The 17,905-nt window shown below is 42.9% G+C and carries 15 protein-coding genes and 2 pseudogenes; 12 read left to right on the top strand and 5 right to left on the bottom strand.

Going from position 1 to position 17,905, the window contains the following annotated elements:
* Positions 1–7: 7 nt before the first annotated feature.
* The 3 genes and pseudogenes from CXK86_RS15065 (at position 8) to CXK86_RS15070 (ending at position 1,740) form a co-directional block, all read left to right on the top strand.
* Entirely contained in the window at positions 8–724 is a 717-nt protein-coding gene (locus CXK86_RS15065; RefSeq protein WP_036608916.1) for a YebC/PmpR family DNA-binding transcriptional regulator, read from the top strand.
* 592 nt (positions 725–1,316) lie between these two features.
* A pseudogene (locus tag CXK86_RS33020) lies at positions 1,317–1,424 on the top strand (colicin E5-related ribonuclease); the annotation flags it as partial.
* A 31-nt stretch (positions 1,425–1,455) separates the two neighbouring features.
* Positions 1,456–1,740 carry a hypothetical protein gene (locus CXK86_RS15070; RefSeq protein ID WP_047842745.1) on the top strand — a complete coding sequence of 95 codons (285 nt, stop codon included), beginning with the start codon at positions 1,456–1,458 and terminating at the stop codon, positions 1,738–1,740.
* 495 nt (positions 1,741–2,235) lie between these two features.
* Here CXK86_RS15070 and CXK86_RS15075 read toward each other — a convergent pair whose 3' ends face one another.
* Complete coding sequence (locus tag CXK86_RS15075) at positions 2,236–2,658, bottom strand: hypothetical protein (RefSeq protein WP_076249507.1); 423 nt, start codon at positions 2,656–2,658, stop codon at positions 2,236–2,238.
* A 102-nt stretch (positions 2,659–2,760) separates the two neighbouring features.
* Between CXK86_RS15075 and CXK86_RS15080 the strand changes: the two genes are divergently transcribed.
* The 3 genes and pseudogenes from CXK86_RS15080 to CXK86_RS15090 form a co-directional block, all read left to right on the top strand.
* Positions 2,761–3,006 (top strand): hypothetical protein, encoded by a 246-nt coding sequence (locus CXK86_RS15080; protein WP_076249506.1) that lies wholly within the window; start codon positions 2,761–2,763, stop codon positions 3,004–3,006.
* 211 nt (positions 3,007–3,217) lie between these two features.
* Complete coding sequence (locus tag CXK86_RS15085; protein WP_083684213.1) at positions 3,218–4,279, top strand: HNH endonuclease; 1,062 nt, start codon at positions 3,218–3,220, stop codon at positions 4,277–4,279.
* Positions 4,280–4,409: 130 nt separating this feature from the next.
* Positions 4,410–4,595 (top strand): annotated as a pseudogene (locus CXK86_RS15090) (YebC/PmpR family DNA-binding transcriptional regulator); the annotation flags it as partial.
* 90 nt (positions 4,596–4,685) lie between these two features.
* Here CXK86_RS15090 and CXK86_RS15095 read toward each other — a convergent pair.
* The 4 genes from CXK86_RS15095 to CXK86_RS15110 form a co-directional block, all read right to left on the bottom strand.
* Entirely contained in the window at positions 4,686–5,174 is a 489-nt protein-coding gene (locus tag CXK86_RS15095; RefSeq protein ID WP_076249505.1) for a DMT family transporter, read from the bottom strand.
* A 14-nt stretch (positions 5,175–5,188) separates the two neighbouring features.
* Positions 5,189–5,887: a Crp/Fnr family transcriptional regulator gene (locus tag CXK86_RS15100; RefSeq protein WP_036670692.1), complete on the bottom strand. Its 699-nt coding sequence runs from the start codon at positions 5,885–5,887 to the stop codon at positions 5,189–5,191.
* A gap of 45 nt (positions 5,888–5,932) precedes the next feature.
* The gene (locus CXK86_RS15105) at positions 5,933–6,358 is read right to left on the bottom strand and encodes a DMT family transporter (RefSeq protein ID WP_036608521.1); all 426 of its coding nucleotides are present in this window, start codon (positions 6,356–6,358) and stop codon (positions 5,933–5,935) included.
* Positions 6,359–6,882: 524 nt separating this feature from the next.
* Positions 6,883–7,680 (bottom strand): Nif3-like dinuclear metal center hexameric protein, encoded by a 798-nt coding sequence (locus tag CXK86_RS15110; RefSeq protein ID WP_076249504.1) that lies wholly within the window; start codon positions 7,678–7,680, stop codon positions 6,883–6,885.
* 159 nt (positions 7,681–7,839) lie between these two features.
* Here CXK86_RS15110 and CXK86_RS15115 point away from each other — a divergent pair, with 159 nt between their 5' ends.
* From CXK86_RS15115 to CXK86_RS15140, 6 genes are all read left to right on the top strand, one after another.
* Complete coding sequence (locus CXK86_RS15115) at positions 7,840–8,412, top strand: TetR/AcrR family transcriptional regulator (RefSeq protein WP_076249503.1); 573 nt, start codon at positions 7,840–7,842, stop codon at positions 8,410–8,412.
* A 79-nt stretch (positions 8,413–8,491) separates the two neighbouring features.
* Positions 8,492–11,626 carry an MMPL family transporter gene (locus tag CXK86_RS15120; protein ID WP_076249502.1) on the top strand — a complete coding sequence of 1,045 codons (3,135 nt, stop codon included), beginning with the start codon at positions 8,492–8,494 and terminating at the stop codon, positions 11,624–11,626.
* A 298-nt stretch (positions 11,627–11,924) separates the two neighbouring features.
* Entirely contained in the window at positions 11,925–12,515 is a 591-nt protein-coding gene (locus CXK86_RS15125) for a biliverdin-producing heme oxygenase (protein WP_076249501.1), read from the top strand.
* Positions 12,516–12,755: 240 nt separating this feature from the next.
* Entirely contained in the window at positions 12,756–14,333 is a 1,578-nt protein-coding gene (locus tag CXK86_RS15130; protein ID WP_076249500.1) for a TerB N-terminal domain-containing protein, read from the top strand.
* Between the two features lie 6 nt (positions 14,334–14,339).
* On the top strand, positions 14,340–15,683 hold the full coding sequence (locus CXK86_RS15135; RefSeq protein WP_076249499.1) for an ATP-binding protein: 1,344 nt from the start codon (positions 14,340–14,342) through the stop codon (positions 15,681–15,683).
* Positions 15,680–17,899 carry a DEAD/DEAH box helicase gene (locus CXK86_RS15140; protein WP_076249498.1) on the top strand — a complete coding sequence of 740 codons (2,220 nt, stop codon included), beginning with the start codon at positions 15,680–15,682 and terminating at the stop codon, positions 17,897–17,899. Before CXK86_RS15135 ends, CXK86_RS15140 begins: the two co-directional genes overlap by 4 nt.
* Positions 17,900–17,905: the final 6 nt, after the last annotated feature.

A 17,905-nucleotide genomic window follows, 5' to 3' on the forward strand; every position in this document is an offset into this window, starting at 1 on the left:
AAACGATATGGGTCGTAAGTGGAATAATATCAAGGAAAAGAAAGCTTCAAAAGATGCAAACACGAGCCGGGTCTACGCTAAATTCGGCGTTGAGATCTATGTAGCTGCCAAGAAGGGCGAACCGGACCCGGAAGCGAACCGTGCACTGAAAGTCGTGCTGGAACGTGCCAAAACGTATAATGTACCCAAAGCCATCATTGATCGTGCGATGGAAAAAGCAAAAGGCAGCGGGGATGAGAACTATGAAGAGTTGCGTTATGAAGGCTTCGGACCGAATGGTGCGATGGTCATCGTTGATGCACTCACTAACAATGTGAATCGTACAGCGCCGGAAGTACGCTCTGCGTTTAACAAAAATGCCGGAAACATGGGTGTCAGCGGTTCTGTTGCCTATATGTTTGATCCAACAGCGGTTATTGGTATAGAAGGCAAAAACTCCGAGGAAGTACTGGAACTTTTGCTCGAAGCAGATGTGGATGTACGTGATATCGTGGACGAAGACGATGCTGTAATTGTATATGCAGAACCGGATCAATTCCACGCTGTACAAGAAGCATTCAAAGCTGCTGGTATTACTGAGTTCACAGTAGCCGAGCTGACGATGCTTGCGCAAAACCATATTGAACTTCCAGAGGATGCACAAGCTCAGTTCGAGAAACTGATCGATGCGCTTGAAGACCTTGAAGATGTTCAGCAGGTCTACCATAACGTAGAGTTCGTTTAAGAGAACGAGACGATACGTGGTGGTATGATTGTATCATTGTAGCCTTGTCAGGGTAGGACAAATATTAAGAATTCATCATTTTTATAGCTCAGCGAGGGTATACCTGTTAGCGCTTGGTGATTTTTATGATGATATATGTTTTCCTATCTAAGATGTCTAAGGGCAGTATTAAAACTCACTTTTTGTATGGGAAAATCCATATAAGGAGTGAGTTTTTTTATGTTATTTGAAGATGTTTACAAAGAGTTTCTTTTTGATTAGGAGATCAAGGACTATAGTATCCCCACTATAAAAGGATATAGAAATAACAATAGGGTATTTCTGAATTACTTATGTAATGAATTTTCAGTTGTTAAAGTAGAAGAAGTCAACACCTCTCACATCAAAGCATATCTTATGAACTTGGAATTGAAAGGACTATCAGAGACCTACATTAATGGAATACAAAAAAATATCCTTCATTTTTAAAATTCATTGTGGAGGAAGGGTATATCGATGAAAAGAGAAATCCAGTGCTAGGTTTGAAATGGATGAGAGAACCTAAAGTTAAACTAGTGAGGCTGAAAACAAGGCGAATGGTAAAGAAGCAGCAGCATATTTTAACGAAGATGGAAGTTATGTTACTGTTGAGGATGAATCAGGTTTAATTATTCAAGTAAGTAACAGAAACGATCAGATTGGGAACCGGATAGTACAATAAAAATTCTTACTCACCAAGAAAGGAGAAAAAAATGAGTCTTTCAAAGAATAACATTATAGACAAAGCAACAATACGTGGTGGTCTGTATTTATATAGTTTTTCGGATGCGATTGATCTAATTACTTACTGTAAGGATAATAACTTGAGCATCTTAGGAATCGATGCTTTTATAATCTCCAAGGATAAAACACAACCAGTAAGTGAGCATAGTGTTGACTATTCTGCTTCTCAGCAAAATGGGAATTGGGACAGGGCTATTACATTTATCCAGAGTAAATCAAGTTTGAATCATATGTATGAAGTTATTTACTCATAGGAAAGAGATACATCTATTGAAGAACGAACATACTCCGTTCTGGACTTGATGGCATATAAAGCTATGGTCCAATTCGTTACTAAATATTCAGAGAAGAATCCTTCTGCTAGTTTTGAACAGTTTTAGAGTTTGTGAAACTTTCGGATTCATGTACTCCAATCGACTCTAACTCATGGAAAGTGGAAGAACAATCTCGTTAGATAGTCTTTTAATTTACTTTGTGCGAAAAACACTATTAGCACTGAGCTATTAGTGTTTTTTGTGTCTCATTATTTTTCTCATTGGATGAATTAAGCATTTCATACTGTTCCTGAAAGTGCTTAGTGATGGCTTCTTTTCTAATTTAATCGAATGTTTTACCCTTTGTTTGTTCTGGTATATCACCATGTATAGGTCCTAATGATCCGACCACATCCAATAGACTTTTCTTCTTAGATGCATTCTTGTTTTCGGTCATTAACGATCATTCCTTGTATTCTGTTAAAACAGTACATCCTAAATGTGTTTTTTGGTGATCACTTGCCAAACTTTTAATCCTAGTGAATAAGCAATGAGAATCATAGTCTGATTCCATTGAATCTTATATTCCTTTTTATCAATTGTAGCCTCTGTAAGTATATTCGTGATTTTATCAGCTGTTAATGGTGTATTCAATTTCTCAAATCGATTTAGGTGCATATAATGTTCTTCATTCTCTTCCCCATTGTAATCATCAATTTCAACAATACCTGTAGCTATCCCTCTTGCAATTATCCCTACACCACTACTATAGAGATAAACAATATCGTTTGCTTCGATTGTGTCGATATAATGCTTCCAAGGGCTATAATAAGCGGCACATTTCATGTTACTAATCATGTCACTTTCAGCTTGGGGGTTGTTTGATTTATTTGTATTAATGATATACACCTTGGGCATGTTCTCATTCCTTTTCACAATAGTAACTATAATTATATACAGTTTTAACCATAAATGATACGATAGGTAAAGGATTTCATAAAAAAGTGGAGGTATATTTATATGGCTGGAGCACCTGAATGGACAAAATCTGAAAATCTAGCTATTTACATGTTTTTGGAGAAATATCCTCACAAATCAAGCGAAGAAATAGCTGAGGAGATTTTCAATAACAGTTTACTAAAAAATCACTTCTTCATTTATAGAAATAACGTGAATACAATTAAGCAGCATGTAGACTTGCTACGAAAGCCTGAGCATCAGGGTAGGCTCTTTGTACCAGATTATAAAAATCTTGAAGAAGGATAGAAGAGTACCAATTTACATAAAGTTGACAAAGATTGATGCAGTGCTAATTGCACTGTATCTTTATATTACACAAAATGATTAAATATAGTACGATAAAGAATGTAATGTTGTATAATCTCAATTTCATCTTGTGTATTTAGTATAGTGCTGCAACTGTTTATGTTGTTGAGATTTAAGGGTGAATTTCAAGTGATTAGGAGCTAATTATTAAATGATTCCACAAAACATAGTTAAACAAAATATCTTAGATGCTATAGCTGTAATACATAAAGAGGGTGTACCAAAAGAGAGAGAATCAACTAAATATCATTTAAGGTATAATGGTGGGCTGTATCCACCGAAATATGTAATAAGTGTTGCAAATAGGTTTGCTAATGGACATGCTTTAAGTCGTGATAGGTTTAATGGGGGAGCAGAAACTAACAACTTTCTTAAGCGATTAGGGTTTGAAGTTATAGAAGAAACTTTAGCTACAAAAAATGAAATGCAAATGTCAGAAGAACAAACATTTAGAGTGGGAGAGTATTATTCGCGGAATGATATATATCAGAAATTAAATGTTCCAAAAGCTAAACAAAAAGGCCATTGGAATACTGGATATACTCAATATGAGAAGGATTCTTTCATCTTTGCAAATGTGGGAACCGCAGGGCGAACAGGACATGACCATCCAAATCGGTTTGATGGAAATGATCTTATTTGGTATGGGCGAAATAAAAGTACATTAACACAGAGTTCTATACAATCCCTAATCAATCCAGAGGGACGAACATATATATTCGCGAGAGAAGATAGTAATGATCCTAAATTTTTGTTTTTAGGAAATGGAAGAGCAAAAGACTATTTTGATGAAAGTCCAGTTAAAATAATATGGTCTTTTGATAATGAAACTGAAAATCATCCAGAAATTCTTGCGGAAGAAGTCAATGAACTTGAAATATATACTGAAGGTTCTGTAAAGAAAGTATCAGTAAATGTATATGAAAGAAATCCAATAGCTAGGAAGAAGTGTATAGAACATTATGGATTAGGCTGTCAAGTATGTGGGTTTAACTTTGTTAACATTTACGGAATTATCGGTGAGAACTTTATCCATGTTCATCATTTGAAGCCTTTGCATGAGATTAGTGAAAAATATGAAATTGATCCAGTGGAAGACTTACGCCCTATATGTCCGAACTGCCATGCTATGTTACATAAACGTAAACCGGCATATTCCATTGAAGAACTAAAACGGATTATTAAAGATAAAGTTACCGATACGCCTCATTGATGTTGTCTCTAATGCTTATAACTACATTTAAGAAGGATAAACATGTAATCTGTTATAGTAAAATCACTCATAATTTGGTATGATAATGTATAAAATTTCATACAAAAAGTGAGAGAAATACAAATATAAGCACGCTGTACAAGAAGCATTCAAAGCTGCTGGTATTACTGAGTTCACAGTAGCCGAGCTGACCATGCTTGCGCAAAACCATATTGAACTTCCAGAGGATGCACAAGCTCAGTTCGAGAAACTGATCGATGCGCTTGAAGACCTTGAAGATGTTCAGCAGGTCTACCATAACGTAGAGTTCGTGTAAGAGAACGAAACGATACGTGGTGGTTTGATTGCATAAAAAGAGTGTCTGACCAATCTGCGGGATTGGACGGACACTCTTTTTTTTGTTCGTTTATGAGTCAGACTGAAGTTTTCCAGGGGACTGCTCTGATTTTTCCGATTTACCCCCACCAAACTTGAACAATATAATTCCCCCAACAATGACAAGTACACCAAGCAGCTGATTCCACGAAAAAGGAATTTGCTCCAGACCGAGCCACCCCATGGAATCAAACAATAGTGCAAAGCTCAGCTGGGATGTTAGCACGATCGAGATGGCATATGTGGGACCAAGCAGCTTCATCCCTTGCACGAGACAGAAGACCACGCCAACGCCGATGGCTCCACTGAGCCAGTACCAGGGCTGCATATGCTGGAAGCTAAATGTGTTCTTGCCCTCCACTAGCAGAGAGATGAGGAACGAAGCAATGAATCCGGTGAAAAGCACCATCGTTGTTGTGGACCATGAACCGGTGCGTTCATTGACTTTGCTATTAAAAATCGTTTGCAGACTGACAAGTGCACCTGCCAGTAGTGCAAGCGAAATACCTGTGATTAACATGGTTGTCGAACTCCTTATTCATAAATATTGTGACCTGTTATTTCCCTTAGACCCGCTCGATCCTTGATCATAATCAATCCCTGATGTCGTTCAATTAACCCGTCTGCACAGAGCTTCTGGATGACCCGGTTCAGGTGTCGGTAACTGGTGCCGATCAGATTCGCGATGTCGGTCAGATTGAACGCGTCCAGCTCTTCATGAACGACGTTGCCCGCTTCTTCTGTTGAGATGGAGAGCAGGTAGCTGACTAGACGAACCTCAACGGGATACATCAGGTTGAAATTGGAAAAGTTCGAGTCAATGTAGAATTTGTGTGAGATGATTTTAAGCAAAAATTTAAGTAAAGGTGCATAATCGCTGGCAAGCTCAGCGAGCCATTGATAATGAATGCGAAGCATCACCACAGGTGACACAGCCTGAACCGTATTAACAATATCGCTTTCACGGACATACTCTATGTCACCGACAACTTCAAGGGGTGTTTTGAAACAAAGCACCAGCGTTTTGTCCTGTGCGGAGGTGGTGAAAATCTTGATTTTACCTTCGACCAGTACGTACAAATATTCGGAAGTTTCCCCTTCACGACAGATCAATTCACACTTCTCGAAATGGCATAACGTCATATGTGTACGCAGGGGCTCGTGAAATACAGTTTCGAGTTGATATTGCTTCAGATATTGTATTAATTGTTGCTCGTTATGGATCTCTTGCACGCTGTTATTCACCCCCGACGATATGTTTCAATCCTTCTTCAAAAACTATAGTTTCATAATAATGACACCAGTCACCATTAAGGCAATGCCCAGAAATTGCGGCAGTTTCATCTTTTGTTTCACCACGCCGAACCATCCGTTACTATCCACCAGAAAAGTCAGGAACAGCTGAGCAATGAGCAGAGCCGAGATCGTGAACGTAACCCCAATTTGCTGAATGGCCGTCACTTCGCTGAAAATAATGACGGCGCCAAAAGCACCTCCAGCCAAGTACATAGGTTTTACTTGTTTGAGTCCTTGAAGGTTGGTGTCTCTAACAAACATTAGGATCAGCGCCGCTAAGATGAAGCCTGTCAGTTGTGTAATCGTAGCGGCCTGCCATGTGCCCATGTCGGTGCTAATCCGAGTATTGGCAACACCTTGGAGCGTGATGCACGCGCCGCCCAGTAATGCAAAAATAATTCCTCTCATATGTACGCTCCTTATTCAATCACTTTGACTTCTATTATTAAATGATAAATTGACTCTGAACGCCAAGGACAAATGTCCTGAGCTTTGAAGTCACAGCATCTAGAGTACAATAAAGAACTCGGAAAATCCAGATGGGGCATGAAAAGATGCGTGGCATATGTGCTTAGTACTCATTTTTCATCATAATCTAACGAACTAGTGACACCTTATTGTACTGATTCGATTGAATTGAGAAATCTAACAAATCTCAGCGACGTTAAATGGGCTATGTTGGGTAGAATTGGCGGTAAAACAGGGGGAATGGAGGCATAGGGTGTCTACGATTCGTTACTTTTGAAAATCGGCTAATATTCGCTAAATAGAGTGTGTCAGGTTCGTTAGCTATCCAGGAAATGAAACGAGAGTCTGCCCAGCGTACCCCGGAGCATAGAAAGTATCCAAAGCTCCAGGGTAGGACAGGCAATGAGAATAGAAGCAATCAGCTAGAAGATCCTGATCCTCTCCATACAAATCAAATGATCCTATTAGATCACAGTGTACACAGGCTTCTCGCCTATAAAACGAACAGACAATTCGGGAAAACGTTCTGCCAACCTGTTTGCCAATAGCTTCATTCCCGAAGCCTCGCTCTCTGCATGCCCCACCATGATCAATGCCTTGGACTTGCCTTGTTGCACAGCATCACGGATATATTCCGGTGTTTCCCATTCGAATCCTTCTCCAGCGATGATGAGATCCAATTGCTCATTCTGAATCAAGGGAATCGTCACAGGGCCATTGCCACGAAAACCTACCAATACCGCTGCACGTCTACAGACTATTTCCGCATTGCCTGCAACGCGTACATAATCGATGCCCAGGGAACTTTTCACATGGTGAGCAATAGCTTCAACGGTGCTTCCTTCCGGAAAAGAAAGAATGTCTGCTTCCGCTAGTCGTTGTTCCACATAAGAGGACCATCCCAAGGTCTGAATCAGTCCTTCGGTAATGCCGTCCGGTTGGAAGCGGTGGATGATATCATGACATCGATAGATGGAAATGCCTGCTTCGTCGATCAACTTTCTTTTAGTTTCATAAACTGGATCATTGGCTAACCAATCGGTATGACTGTGATGGTTGTAGAAGGGGGATTCATGAGCGATAATTAGATTGGCCCCACGTTGTACGGCATGTTCAATGACATGTTGAGTGGGCATAAAAGTAACAAACACACCTGTGACCGTTTGGTCGGACGAGCCAGTAATCAGCCGATCTACCGTGTTCTCCGGTAACTCTACATGGGCTGTGAGATACTGTATAATGTCTTGAATGGTTATATTCATGAACATAAGTCCTCCAAAATAATAGATTTTATAGTTATTGTATCATTTTGAAGAATAAACAGTAGGATAGAAAGGTCTTGCTTGAAGTGACAAAAGGAGTTATACTAATCAAACATAACGGAATGAACGTTCATTCCTGTATAAAGGAGGGATAGCCACATGGCTAAAAGCAGCAAAAAAGATGATATTTTTGCAGCTGCTTTAACGCTTTTTGCCGAGCGGGGATTCGATGCAACAACCATGCCGATGATTGCCGATTCGGCTCAGGTGGGAGCAGGAACTATTTACCGTTATTTTACGAACAAGGAAGTATTGTTGAATGAACTTTTTCAGAAAAGTATCAGGGAGTTTCTTGATGCCTTAAAACAGGGATTTCCGAATGAGCCGATACCTGTACGAGACCAGTTTCATCATATTTTTCGTGGATTGTTCAAGTTCGCAGAGTCCGACCCGGATCGCCTAAAGTTTATTAATTCTACGGGTAATGCATTGCATTTTCACGATGAAAGCAAGGAAAGTGTCAATGAATTTATGGGGTTTCTGAATGAATGCATACATAAGGGGCAGCAGCAAGGAGCCATTCTTATACTGCCTACAGAAGCTTTAATGAATATAGTCTACGGTGCTTTCATTCATTTGTTTGAACACTTTAACAAAGGTCTCCTGGAAGCGACGCCGGAGCTAATGAACCAGCTTGAGGAGTGCCTGTGGAATGCCATTAGAGTCCATTGATTCTATTGGCCTTTTTTTACAACATAAACGGAATGAATATTCATTCCTATACTAGACATAAGGTGTGTGAAGATAAATCATGAATAAACTAAGGAATCCCAGAACGATTTCCCTGATTTTTTGGATACTCATTACTCTCGTTTCTGTAGTGGCGATGCCTGATTTTGGTCAACTGGTAAAAGAAAAAGGACAGATTTCAATTCCTGAAACGGCACAAAGCCAGGTTGCTGCGATTATGTTGAAAGATATGGATAAGGATAGCGGGAATACCTATTCCATCATTGCTGTATTTAATAGTGGAGAAGATACACAAGCATTAACGAACCAGCAAAAGACGGAGATCGAATCCGTTTTATCCAACCTGAAAAATCAGAAAAAGCAACTGAATATTGAGACGATCACAAGCCATCTGGATGGTGAAGAGCAAGCCGATCGGCTTATATCCGAGGACCGAACCACGATCCTGACTCAAATCACCGTCACTAAAGATGAAAATATTCCTCTTTCGGAAGTGATTAGTCTGTTAAAAGAATCTTCAGCCATCCCTGATGTGGATACATATCTGACGGGAGCTGACCTGATCGATGATGATTTTGGTAAATCTATTGAAGACGGTGTGCAGAAAACAGAAATTATCGCAATCATTTTCATCCTCGTTATCCTGATTATTATTTTTAGATCGCCGATCATACCTGTTATTTCACTGCTCACGGTAGGTGTATCTTACGTTGTTTCATTAGCTATTGTGGGATATCTTGTAGATTGGTTTAACTTTCCATTCTCGAACTTTACTCAGATATTTATGGTCGTTATCCTCTTTGGTATTGGTACGGATTATAATATCCTGTTATATACCAGATTCAAGGAGGAACTAAGTAGACAAAATGGCGATGTGATTCTTGCGACCAAAACGACATTTAAAACAGCAGGCAGAACCGTATTGTATAGCGGCATCGCTGTATTCATCGGGTTTCTTTCACTCCTGCTTGCCAAGTTTCAGTTATATCAGGCAACCTCTGCGGTGGCGATCGCAGTAGCGGTTCTCATTATCGTCCTCAATACGTTGAACCCGTTCTTCATGGTTGTCATGGGCAAAAAAATGTTCTGGCCATCGAAAAAATTCGAAGGCCATGCGGACAGCCGACTGTGGGGATTTTTATCCCGCCAATCGGTACGAAGACCTTTCCTGGCAATCATTCTGGTTGCGGTGATTAGTGTTCCTTTATTATTCAGTTACAGTAATCGACTAAGTTATAATGACCTGTTTGAAGTCAATAATGACTACAATTCCAAACAGGGGATTAATCTTATTATGGAGCATTATGCACCAGGATTCTCAGCGCCAACAACATTGGTTGTGCAATCCGAGCAGGCAATGGACAATCAGACATTGCTGAAGGCACTGGATGATCTGACGGATAAGATGTCCAAGGTGGAAGGTGTCTCTGAGGTTTACAGTGTCACTCGACCAACTGGAGTCCAAATTAAAGAGTTGTATATTAACGATCAAGCAGAGGAGCTTAATCAGGGTATTGGTAAAGCAAACGATGGTGTGGGCGAAATTAAGGAAGGTTTGTCCTCTGCAGCTGGACAGCTTCAATCATCAAATGATTTAAGTAACGTACAGCTGTTGATTGACGGGACAAGCCGGTTGCAAGTTGGAGTAAATGCATTGGGAGACGCCATGAATCAGGTATCTGATGGGCTGAATAATGGGAAAGAAGGGGCAGAGACGTTGAAAAACGGACTTACTACCCTTAAAGAAAAGGTTGGAGTCCTGTCTAAAGGTGCCAGTGATCTGCAAAAAGGGTATACGCAACTTGAACAGGGATTTGGTTCCTTTAGTGGTACTTTCACAAGCATCAAGACAGCCATTAAGGGAGCGCTTGATGCCTATGCTCAGATCGAAGGCAGCATGACCCGTCTAATTGCGAATCATCCTGAGTTACAACCAGAAGAAGATGCTGTACAAGTGATTAGTATTTCTCAAGCGGCTCAAACCGAACTGAACGCGTTATACACACAGTTGGACCCGTTGATGCAGCAGTACAATGGGGCTATGGTTTCTTTCAAGAAAGCCAACGAGTCAATGGCTCAAATTAGTGGCGGTCTGACTCAGGTTGCTGTAGGTGTCGATCAGCTTGAAGACGGTGCTGGCGAGCTATCCAAAGGTTTGGCGACTGGAGCCAATGGAACCAAGCAGATAGCGGGTAAAACATTGGAAGTGAAAGATGGGCTGGGTCAGATTAATGAAGGACAGAGTCAGTTGTTAAGCGGTCTGAACGATTTGCAGGACAAAATGGGTGAGTTGAAATCCGGATTGACCGAAAGTACAAAAGGACTCTCAGATGTGTCGAAGGGTCTTGGTGATGCCGAAGATTATTTGGGTCATATTGGCCAGTCTGATGCTGCGAAAAGCTTCTACATTCCAGAAGAGGTATTAAAAGGAGAAGAGTTTCTAAGTTCGCTCGACATGTATATGTCTTCGGATCGGAAGACAGCGGAAATCTCCATCATTTTGACCGATAATCCATATTCGAAAGAAGCGATGGATGTTGTTCAAAATCTTAACAAGCAGTTGGAAACGGCTTTGGTTGGCACGGATTTGAGTGAGGCGAAAGTGGCACTGGGCGGCATACCGTCACAGAACCTGGATATGAAAGAATTATCCGGAGGTGATCTGAATCGGACGTCCATGATCATGCTGATTGGAATTGGATTGATACTTTTGTTCATTATTCGTTCGTTTTGGCAGACTGTAATCATTATAGGTGCATTATTCCTGACGTATTATGTGGCCCTTGGTCTGAATGAATTGCTGATGGTTGGCCCGCTTGGCGTTGACTATCTGAGCTGGAACGTTCCTTTCTTCAGTCTGATCATGATTGTTACACTTGGTGTGGACTACAGTATCTTCCTCATGATGAAATATCGTGAGATTGAAGGAGATCCAATTCATAAAATTACGGAAGCTTCCCGTAATATAGGAGGGGTCGTGATCTCGGCTGCAGTAATATTGGGAGGTACCTTCGCCGCACTAATTCCTTCCGGTGTTGTTACGCTGATTGAAGTAGCTATTTCTGTCATCATCGGATTGGTTTTGCTAAGTTTTGTCATGCTTCCAATCTTACTTCCGGCTCTAATCAGTCTATTACACAAGTTAAAAAACTGGGGTTCGGGGTCCGATCCCATAAACAAACAAATAAATAAATAAATCATCTTTATATCAAACGATTCCTGACAAACATGACGTCAGGGGTCGTTTTTTATTTTTTTATCCTATGAATTTTAACTAAGTTATCATAACAATGCGGGAAATAATCTAACGTGAAACAATGACGGATTCATATAGTTTTCTCAAACAAGAATAAGTATACTTACATAGAGTCTTGTTTGTATTAAATGGAGCTGATTGCAGCGCAAGTAGTTCTATTTTAAGGCGCAATGAGAATCAGTTGAGGATCAGCATTCATTTGCAACAACAGAACAGATTGTGAAAGGGGATAACTACGATGACAGCAACAACTATTATGGAACGTCTGAAGAGCGAGACAGCTCATTATCACAGACAAGTAGAACAGAACCCTTATGCAAAAGCCATTATGAATCAAACTGTGACTATAGAAGAATATAGAACATATTTAGAGAAATTTTATGGATTCCTGAAACCGCTGGAGGATCAGGCTGTACAACAGCCTTTCTGGGAAAGTACGGGACTGGATATTGAGATTAGAGGCAAGGCTGGACTGTTGGAAAAAGATTTACGAAATCTGGGTGCCAGTGAAGAAGAGATCATTCAACTTCCGCTCTGTGAAGAACTGCCGGATATTTCAACACCTGCCCGTTTGTTCGGATATCTGTATGTAATTGAGGGGTCCACGAACGGTGGACAGATCATGACCAAGCGTTTGTCGCAGTTCCTGCCCATTGAGGCTGATCGTGGATTGGAATATTTCAATGCTTACGGCTCAGAGACAAGAACAAGATGGAGCGAGTTTACAGGTTTGCTGCAGCAGTCCATCAGCACTCCAGAAGATCATGACAACATGGTACACAGTGCATCAGAGACATTCCGACTATTAGATCAATGGATTAATACGTAGGGCGGACTTTATTTCATATATTAAAAGGAAACTATATAAAGTTGAAATAATACATTTACACATAACGGAGAGGACAGAGAAAAGTTAAATAGACATGATGAAAAGAGGGCAGAAATGCCTTCTTTTTTGTGTCCAGGAATGTCTAAATTTCGTCACCGCAGACACAGGACAAGTGATATAATGATCCCTATGGATACACTTGTTCGTATTCTGTCTTGGAGGAGGGTGAGATAACGTTCTATGAAAGACAACTCAAGACAATTGGAATTTATGGAGATAGATCTGAGTGAAGAACCTGAAACAGCAGCAGTTCCGGTTCCTGATCGTTCAACCATTGTGCAGTCTGCACATGATACGATTCAGCATCGTGGAGGCATATTGTCCTCAGAGAAACGTTTTGTAGAGGAAGCAAAGCAGTGGGCAGAGATGGAGGGGGATGTATCCCCGTGGGTTCCCTTTATGAGTTACTGGCCAACGTATGGCGTGATGAATGAAGCCCAGCGCAAGTGGTATATGTTTTGGAGGAAGGAAGTGCGTCAGGGGAGATACCCGGATACCGATCTGTCCTATCTATTTGTTCATATCTACGAGTTAATTAACGGCATTGGCTGGCAGAATCCTCAGGATGGTTATGATCAATTGAAGCAGCTATGGGTGAACTACCGTGAACGGCTGCCCCAATTAAATATATATATGCAAGAGTGGATGGTCGATTATGTGCTGGTCCATCAGATGGAGATGTCCTTATCCGAGGTCATGGGCCTTTCGGGCGGATACCTGCCAGCAGAGATGCTGGATAGGGAGCTGCAACGCATTTTACAGGATAATGTATCGGATATATCGCTGAATATGCTGCAAAGATACTATGATTACGATATTACGCTCAGTAAATTCTACAGAGATGGCGGCAAAGAAGTGATGGAGCAGTACATCCCGCGGGTCATGGCCTTGGTTGATTCGTACCTGGAACGTACGCGACAAGTTGGACTGTTGCCTGAGTGTGATCCTAACGATGAACGCACGATGGAGCGCATTCTGTTTCGCAAAGCAGTCTATGATGATTCGATCTATGGAAGATCGGTATCGTTCAGATATATGCCCATAGGTGAACAGGCTGAATTTGTGCAGATGGTTACGCGGATCTATCGATGTACTGAAAATAAACTTCGTGAACTGCTCGGATTCAGAGGCAGATTGCGAGGACAGACTCTTGAACCCCTACTTGCAAATCTGATTGAACGTTACCTGGACAAAGCATATGCGATCGAGCAGGCGGAGTCTGTGGAACAACCGATGATTCGTATTGATACAGAGAAATTGGCATCTTTACAGCAGGAAAGTGAGTACGTGCGATTGGCGCTTACAATTGAGGATGATCACCCTTCTGAAGTGAAGGATGAAGAGGATAACAACGCAAATGTTACAAGTAATCCATTCGATGTACTGGAAGCAAGGGACGAGATCACTCCAACTGAAGGTTCCATGGAGTCGGAGCCATCGGCAGAAGAGATTGCAACAGGAGCGCAAGTAGAATCTATTAGGTTGCAGTGGGACGAGTCTACTGAGGCTGATCTGGATGAAGAATGGCTGCTCTTTGCCAAGGAATTATCCCCTCAGCAGGTGCAAACGATTCATGTTCTACTTGGCACAAGTCCAGATAGGGAACTGATGCGTCTGGCTGAGCAATATGGAACGATGCCTACGCTTCTGCTGGATGAAATTAATGATGTGGCTATGGAAACGATCGGTGATCTTCTGATTGATGGTGATCGGATTGTACCTGATTATATAGATGTGTTCGAACATGTGAAGAGGTGATACGCAGTGACAGAACTTAAAATACCAAAGCGGCTGACCACCGCGCTTGTAAATTCATTGACAGCTGGTGTTGTCCCGCGCATAGGACTGGAGCAGATTGCTGTTGGTCGGAAACCGGAAGTGGAAGCCATCTTGCGGGATATGGACAATATCGCCGAGGGAGGCGCAGCGTTTAAACTCATTACGGGTCGTTACGGCAGCGGTAAAAGCTTTCTTTTGCAGATGATTCGTAACTATGCGATGGATCGTGATTTCGTTGTGGCGGATGCAGATCTGTCACCAGAGCGTCGATTGGTGGGAACCAAAGGGCAGGGACTTGCGACATATCGCGAACTGATGACTCGTTTGTCTACACGCACACGCCCGGATGGGGGAGCGTTGGAGCCGATTTTGCAAAAATGGATCGCAGGGCTGCAACAATCCACGATGCAGAGTCAGAACTTGCGCCCGGATGATCCCGCTCTGCCGCTGGAAGTAGAGAAGCAGATCTATGCGGTGACGGGTGAGATGCAGAATCTGGTTCACGGCTTTGATTTTGCCAAAGTACTGGCGTCATACTGGAACGGGTACAAGCTGGCTGATGATGATCGCAAACAGGCGGCGCTTCGCTGGCTTCGAGGAGAATTTGCAACCAAAACGGAAGCGAAAAAAGAACTCGCTGTTGGAGTCATTATTGACGATGATAACTGGTATGACTACTTCAAATTGTGGTCTGAATTCACAGCGCGCATTGGTTACAAAGGATTGCTGTTGTTCATTGATGAAGCGGTGAATCTGTACAAAATTACAAACAGTGTCTCCCGCCAAAGCAACTATGAGAAATTGCTGACCATGTTCAATGATACGATGCAGGGCAAGGCGGAGCACCTGGGCATATTTGTAGGTGGTACGCCGCAATTTGTGGAGAATGAACGGCGCGGATTATACAGCTATGAGGCGCTTCGCTCCAGGCTTATTGATGGTCGTTATGCAGCCAAAGCGTATGCGAATTACACAGGTCCGATCCTGAAGCTGGCGATGTTATCGCATGAAGAGATTCTGATTTTACTTCAGAAGCTGCGGCAGATTCATGCCCTGCATTTTGGATACAGCGCAAGTCTGACGGATGAACAATTGGTTGATTTTATGCAAACGGCGGTGAACCGGCTGGGTGCGGATGAATTGCTGACCACGCGTGAAGTGGTACGAGATTTTATGGATGTTCTGCATACGTTACACCAGAATCCTGAAGTGACTTATACTCAATTACTTGGCGAGCGGGTTGCCAAACCTCAGGAAACGGGTAAAGGGGCAGATGCTTCCGCGAATACAGATGATCTGGACGACTTTCTGGCGGAGTTTGAATTATGAGTGATAATCCATTCTATCGGCTGGCGCCGTTTGTTCAGGAATTTATATATAAAAAAAGATGGGAATCGCTTCGTCCTGCCCAGATTGAGGCCTGCAATATCTGTTTTCATACCCCGCATCATATGCTGATTGCGGCGGGAACGGCCTCCGGCAAGACGGAGGCGGCTTTTTTTCCTGCATTGACCGAGCTGTATGAACGGCCTTCCAAGTCGGTTGGCATTTTGTACATTGGACCTCTGAAAGCCCTGATTAATGATCAATTCGAACGTCTTAAGGATCTGTTATCCGAAGGAAATATTCCGGTTTGGCATTGGCACGGGGACGTACCTCAGGCGGAGAAAACAAAACTGATGAAAAATCCGTCCGGTGTGCTCCAGATAACGCCAGAATCGCTGGAAGGTCTGCTCATGAATCGACCGAATGCAATCCCGGCGCTGTTTCATGACTTGCGATATGTCATCATCGATGAGGTGCATGCTTTCATGGGAGCGGATCGGGGCATTCAAGTACTCAGCGAACTTGCCAGAATCGAGCGTATGGCTGGCTGTGCACCGCGAAGAGTGGGCTTGTCCGCTACACTTAGTGACTATGATACGGCTACATCTTGGCTTGCTGCGGGAACGCAGCAGGGAGTGGATGTGGTCTCTTCCCCGGGCGGTCGCAAGCTGCGACTGCGGGTGGAACATTTCTCTTTTCCAGATGCACAGGACGAGGAGCAGGCGGAGCAGCTTCATAACGCACGCAAAGCGTACTACGACTTCATCTATGAGAGCACACATCGTAAAAAAGCGCTGATCTTCACCAACAGCCGAACGGATGCAGAAGTCACCATTCTTGAGATGCGGCGAGTCGCGGCTCGCAGGCAAGAGCGTGATGTGTTCCATGTACATCATGGAAGTATCTCGGCTATGCTGAGGGAAGAGACGGAAGCTGCCCTACGCACTGGATCGGGGCCTGCGGTTGCTGCGGCAACGGTCACGCTTGAACTGGGCATCGATCTGGGCGAACTGGAACGTGTGGTTCAGCTCGGTGCACCGTATAGTGCGTCTAGCTTTGTACAGCGTCTGGGACGTTCAGGGAGACGAGAGGACATGGCATCGGAGATGCTTTTTGTATGTCCGGAGGAAGAGGATGAGGAAGCGCAATTGCCAGCACGTATGCCGTGGACGTTGATGCGTGCGATTGCTGTTATCGAACTGTATGTAAAAACCAAATGGGTCGAGCCGCTTGAAGCCCGCAAAATGCCCATAGGTGTGCTCTATCATCAGACGATGAGCATGTTGAAAAGTATGGGGGAGGCGGAGCCGAGAGATCTTGCGGAAGCCATCCTTTCGCTGGCTCCATTTGCGTTGATTAGACCTGATCAATATCAGGTATTCCTGAATTACCTCATTGAGACGGATCATCTGCAATGGACAGAGGATCGAACATTGATCATCGGTCTGACAGGTGAGAAAATTGTGAATAATTATCGCTTCTACGCCGTGTTTAAAGACGATGAGGAACATAAAGTACTAAACGGCTCGGAAGAGATTGGTTCGATTACAACCGTGCCCCCACCTGGCTATTGCTTCTCGCTCGCAGGCAAACTGTGGAAAGTGGAAGAGGTCGATCACAAGCACAAGGCTGTGTATGTGAAGTCTGCAAAAGGTAAGGTAGATACGTTATGGCTTGGAGCGGGAGGAGATATTCATACGTCGGTAGTACAGAAAATGCGTGAAGTGTTGTCAGACTCAGTGATCTATCCCTATCTGTCACCACAAGCCGTCAATCGACTTGAACGGGCGCGCCGCCTAGCTCGTGAAAGCGGACTGTTAAAGCAGGTCGTGATTCCGGCAGGGGGGGATTCGATGTATGTTCTTCCTTGGGTTGGAAGTAAATCATTCCGTACATTGGAGCGCCTGATGAAGCATAATCTGTCCAAGAAACTTGCCTTGCGTTCGGTTGTGCCCATGGAGCCATATTATTTTGTAGTATCCGGCAAGGTCGACGAACGAACATTGTTAGCCGAGATCATGAGTGAGTGTCGAACGGCTGAAGACGCATCTGCGTTACTGGCTGAAGATGAAGCGCCTTATCTGGGCAAGTATGATGAATTTGTCGCGCCGCCTTTGATCCGTGAGGCTTTTGCTGTGGATGGGTTAGATTTAGATGGATTGAAGGCAGGTTTACAACAAACATTGGAGTGGGACTCCTCAAGCTCCAATCGGACATGACGTTTT

Origin of the sequence: Paenibacillus sp. BGI2013 (assembly GCF_002843485.1) — a bacterium.
Taxonomy (GTDB): Bacteria; Bacillota; Bacilli; order Paenibacillales; family Paenibacillaceae; genus Paenibacillus; species Paenibacillus amylolyticus.

Bases quoted from the DNA above. Each gene is read 5' to 3' on its own strand.
- CXK86_RS15140 (WP_076249498.1), top strand. From the start codon at position 15,680: ATGAGTGATAATCCATTCTATCGGCTGGCGCCGTTTGTTCAGGAATTT.
- CXK86_RS15110 (WP_076249504.1), bottom strand. From the start codon at position 7,680: ATGAATATAACCATTCAAGACATTATACAGTATCTCACAGCCCATGTA.
- CXK86_RS15065 (WP_036608916.1), top strand. From the start codon at position 8: ATGGGTCGTAAGTGGAATAATATCAAGGAAAAGAAAGCTTCAAAAGAT.
- CXK86_RS15075 (WP_076249507.1), bottom strand. From the start codon at position 2,658: ATGCCCAAGGTGTATATCATTAATACAAATAAATCAAACAACCCCCAA.
- CXK86_RS15120 (WP_076249502.1), top strand. From the start codon at position 8,492: ATGAATAAACTAAGGAATCCCAGAACGATTTCCCTGATTTTTTGGATA.
- CXK86_RS15105 (WP_036608521.1), bottom strand. From the start codon at position 6,358: ATGAGAGGAATTATTTTTGCATTACTGGGCGGCGCGTGCATCACGCTC.
- CXK86_RS15070 (WP_047842745.1), top strand. From the start codon at position 1,456: ATGAGTCTTTCAAAGAATAACATTATAGACAAAGCAACAATACGTGGT.
- CXK86_RS15115 (WP_076249503.1), top strand. From the start codon at position 7,840: ATGGCTAAAAGCAGCAAAAAAGATGATATTTTTGCAGCTGCTTTAACG.
- CXK86_RS15085 (WP_083684213.1), top strand. From the start codon at position 3,218: ATGATTCCACAAAACATAGTTAAACAAAATATCTTAGATGCTATAGCT.
- CXK86_RS15080 (WP_076249506.1), top strand. From the start codon at position 2,761: ATGGCTGGAGCACCTGAATGGACAAAATCTGAAAATCTAGCTATTTAC.
- CXK86_RS15130 (WP_076249500.1), top strand. From the start codon at position 12,756: ATGAAAGACAACTCAAGACAATTGGAATTTATGGAGATAGATCTGAGT.
- CXK86_RS15095 (WP_076249505.1), bottom strand. From the start codon at position 5,174: ATGTTAATCACAGGTATTTCGCTTGCACTACTGGCAGGTGCACTTGTC.
- CXK86_RS15125 (WP_076249501.1), top strand. From the start codon at position 11,925: ATGACAGCAACAACTATTATGGAACGTCTGAAGAGCGAGACAGCTCAT.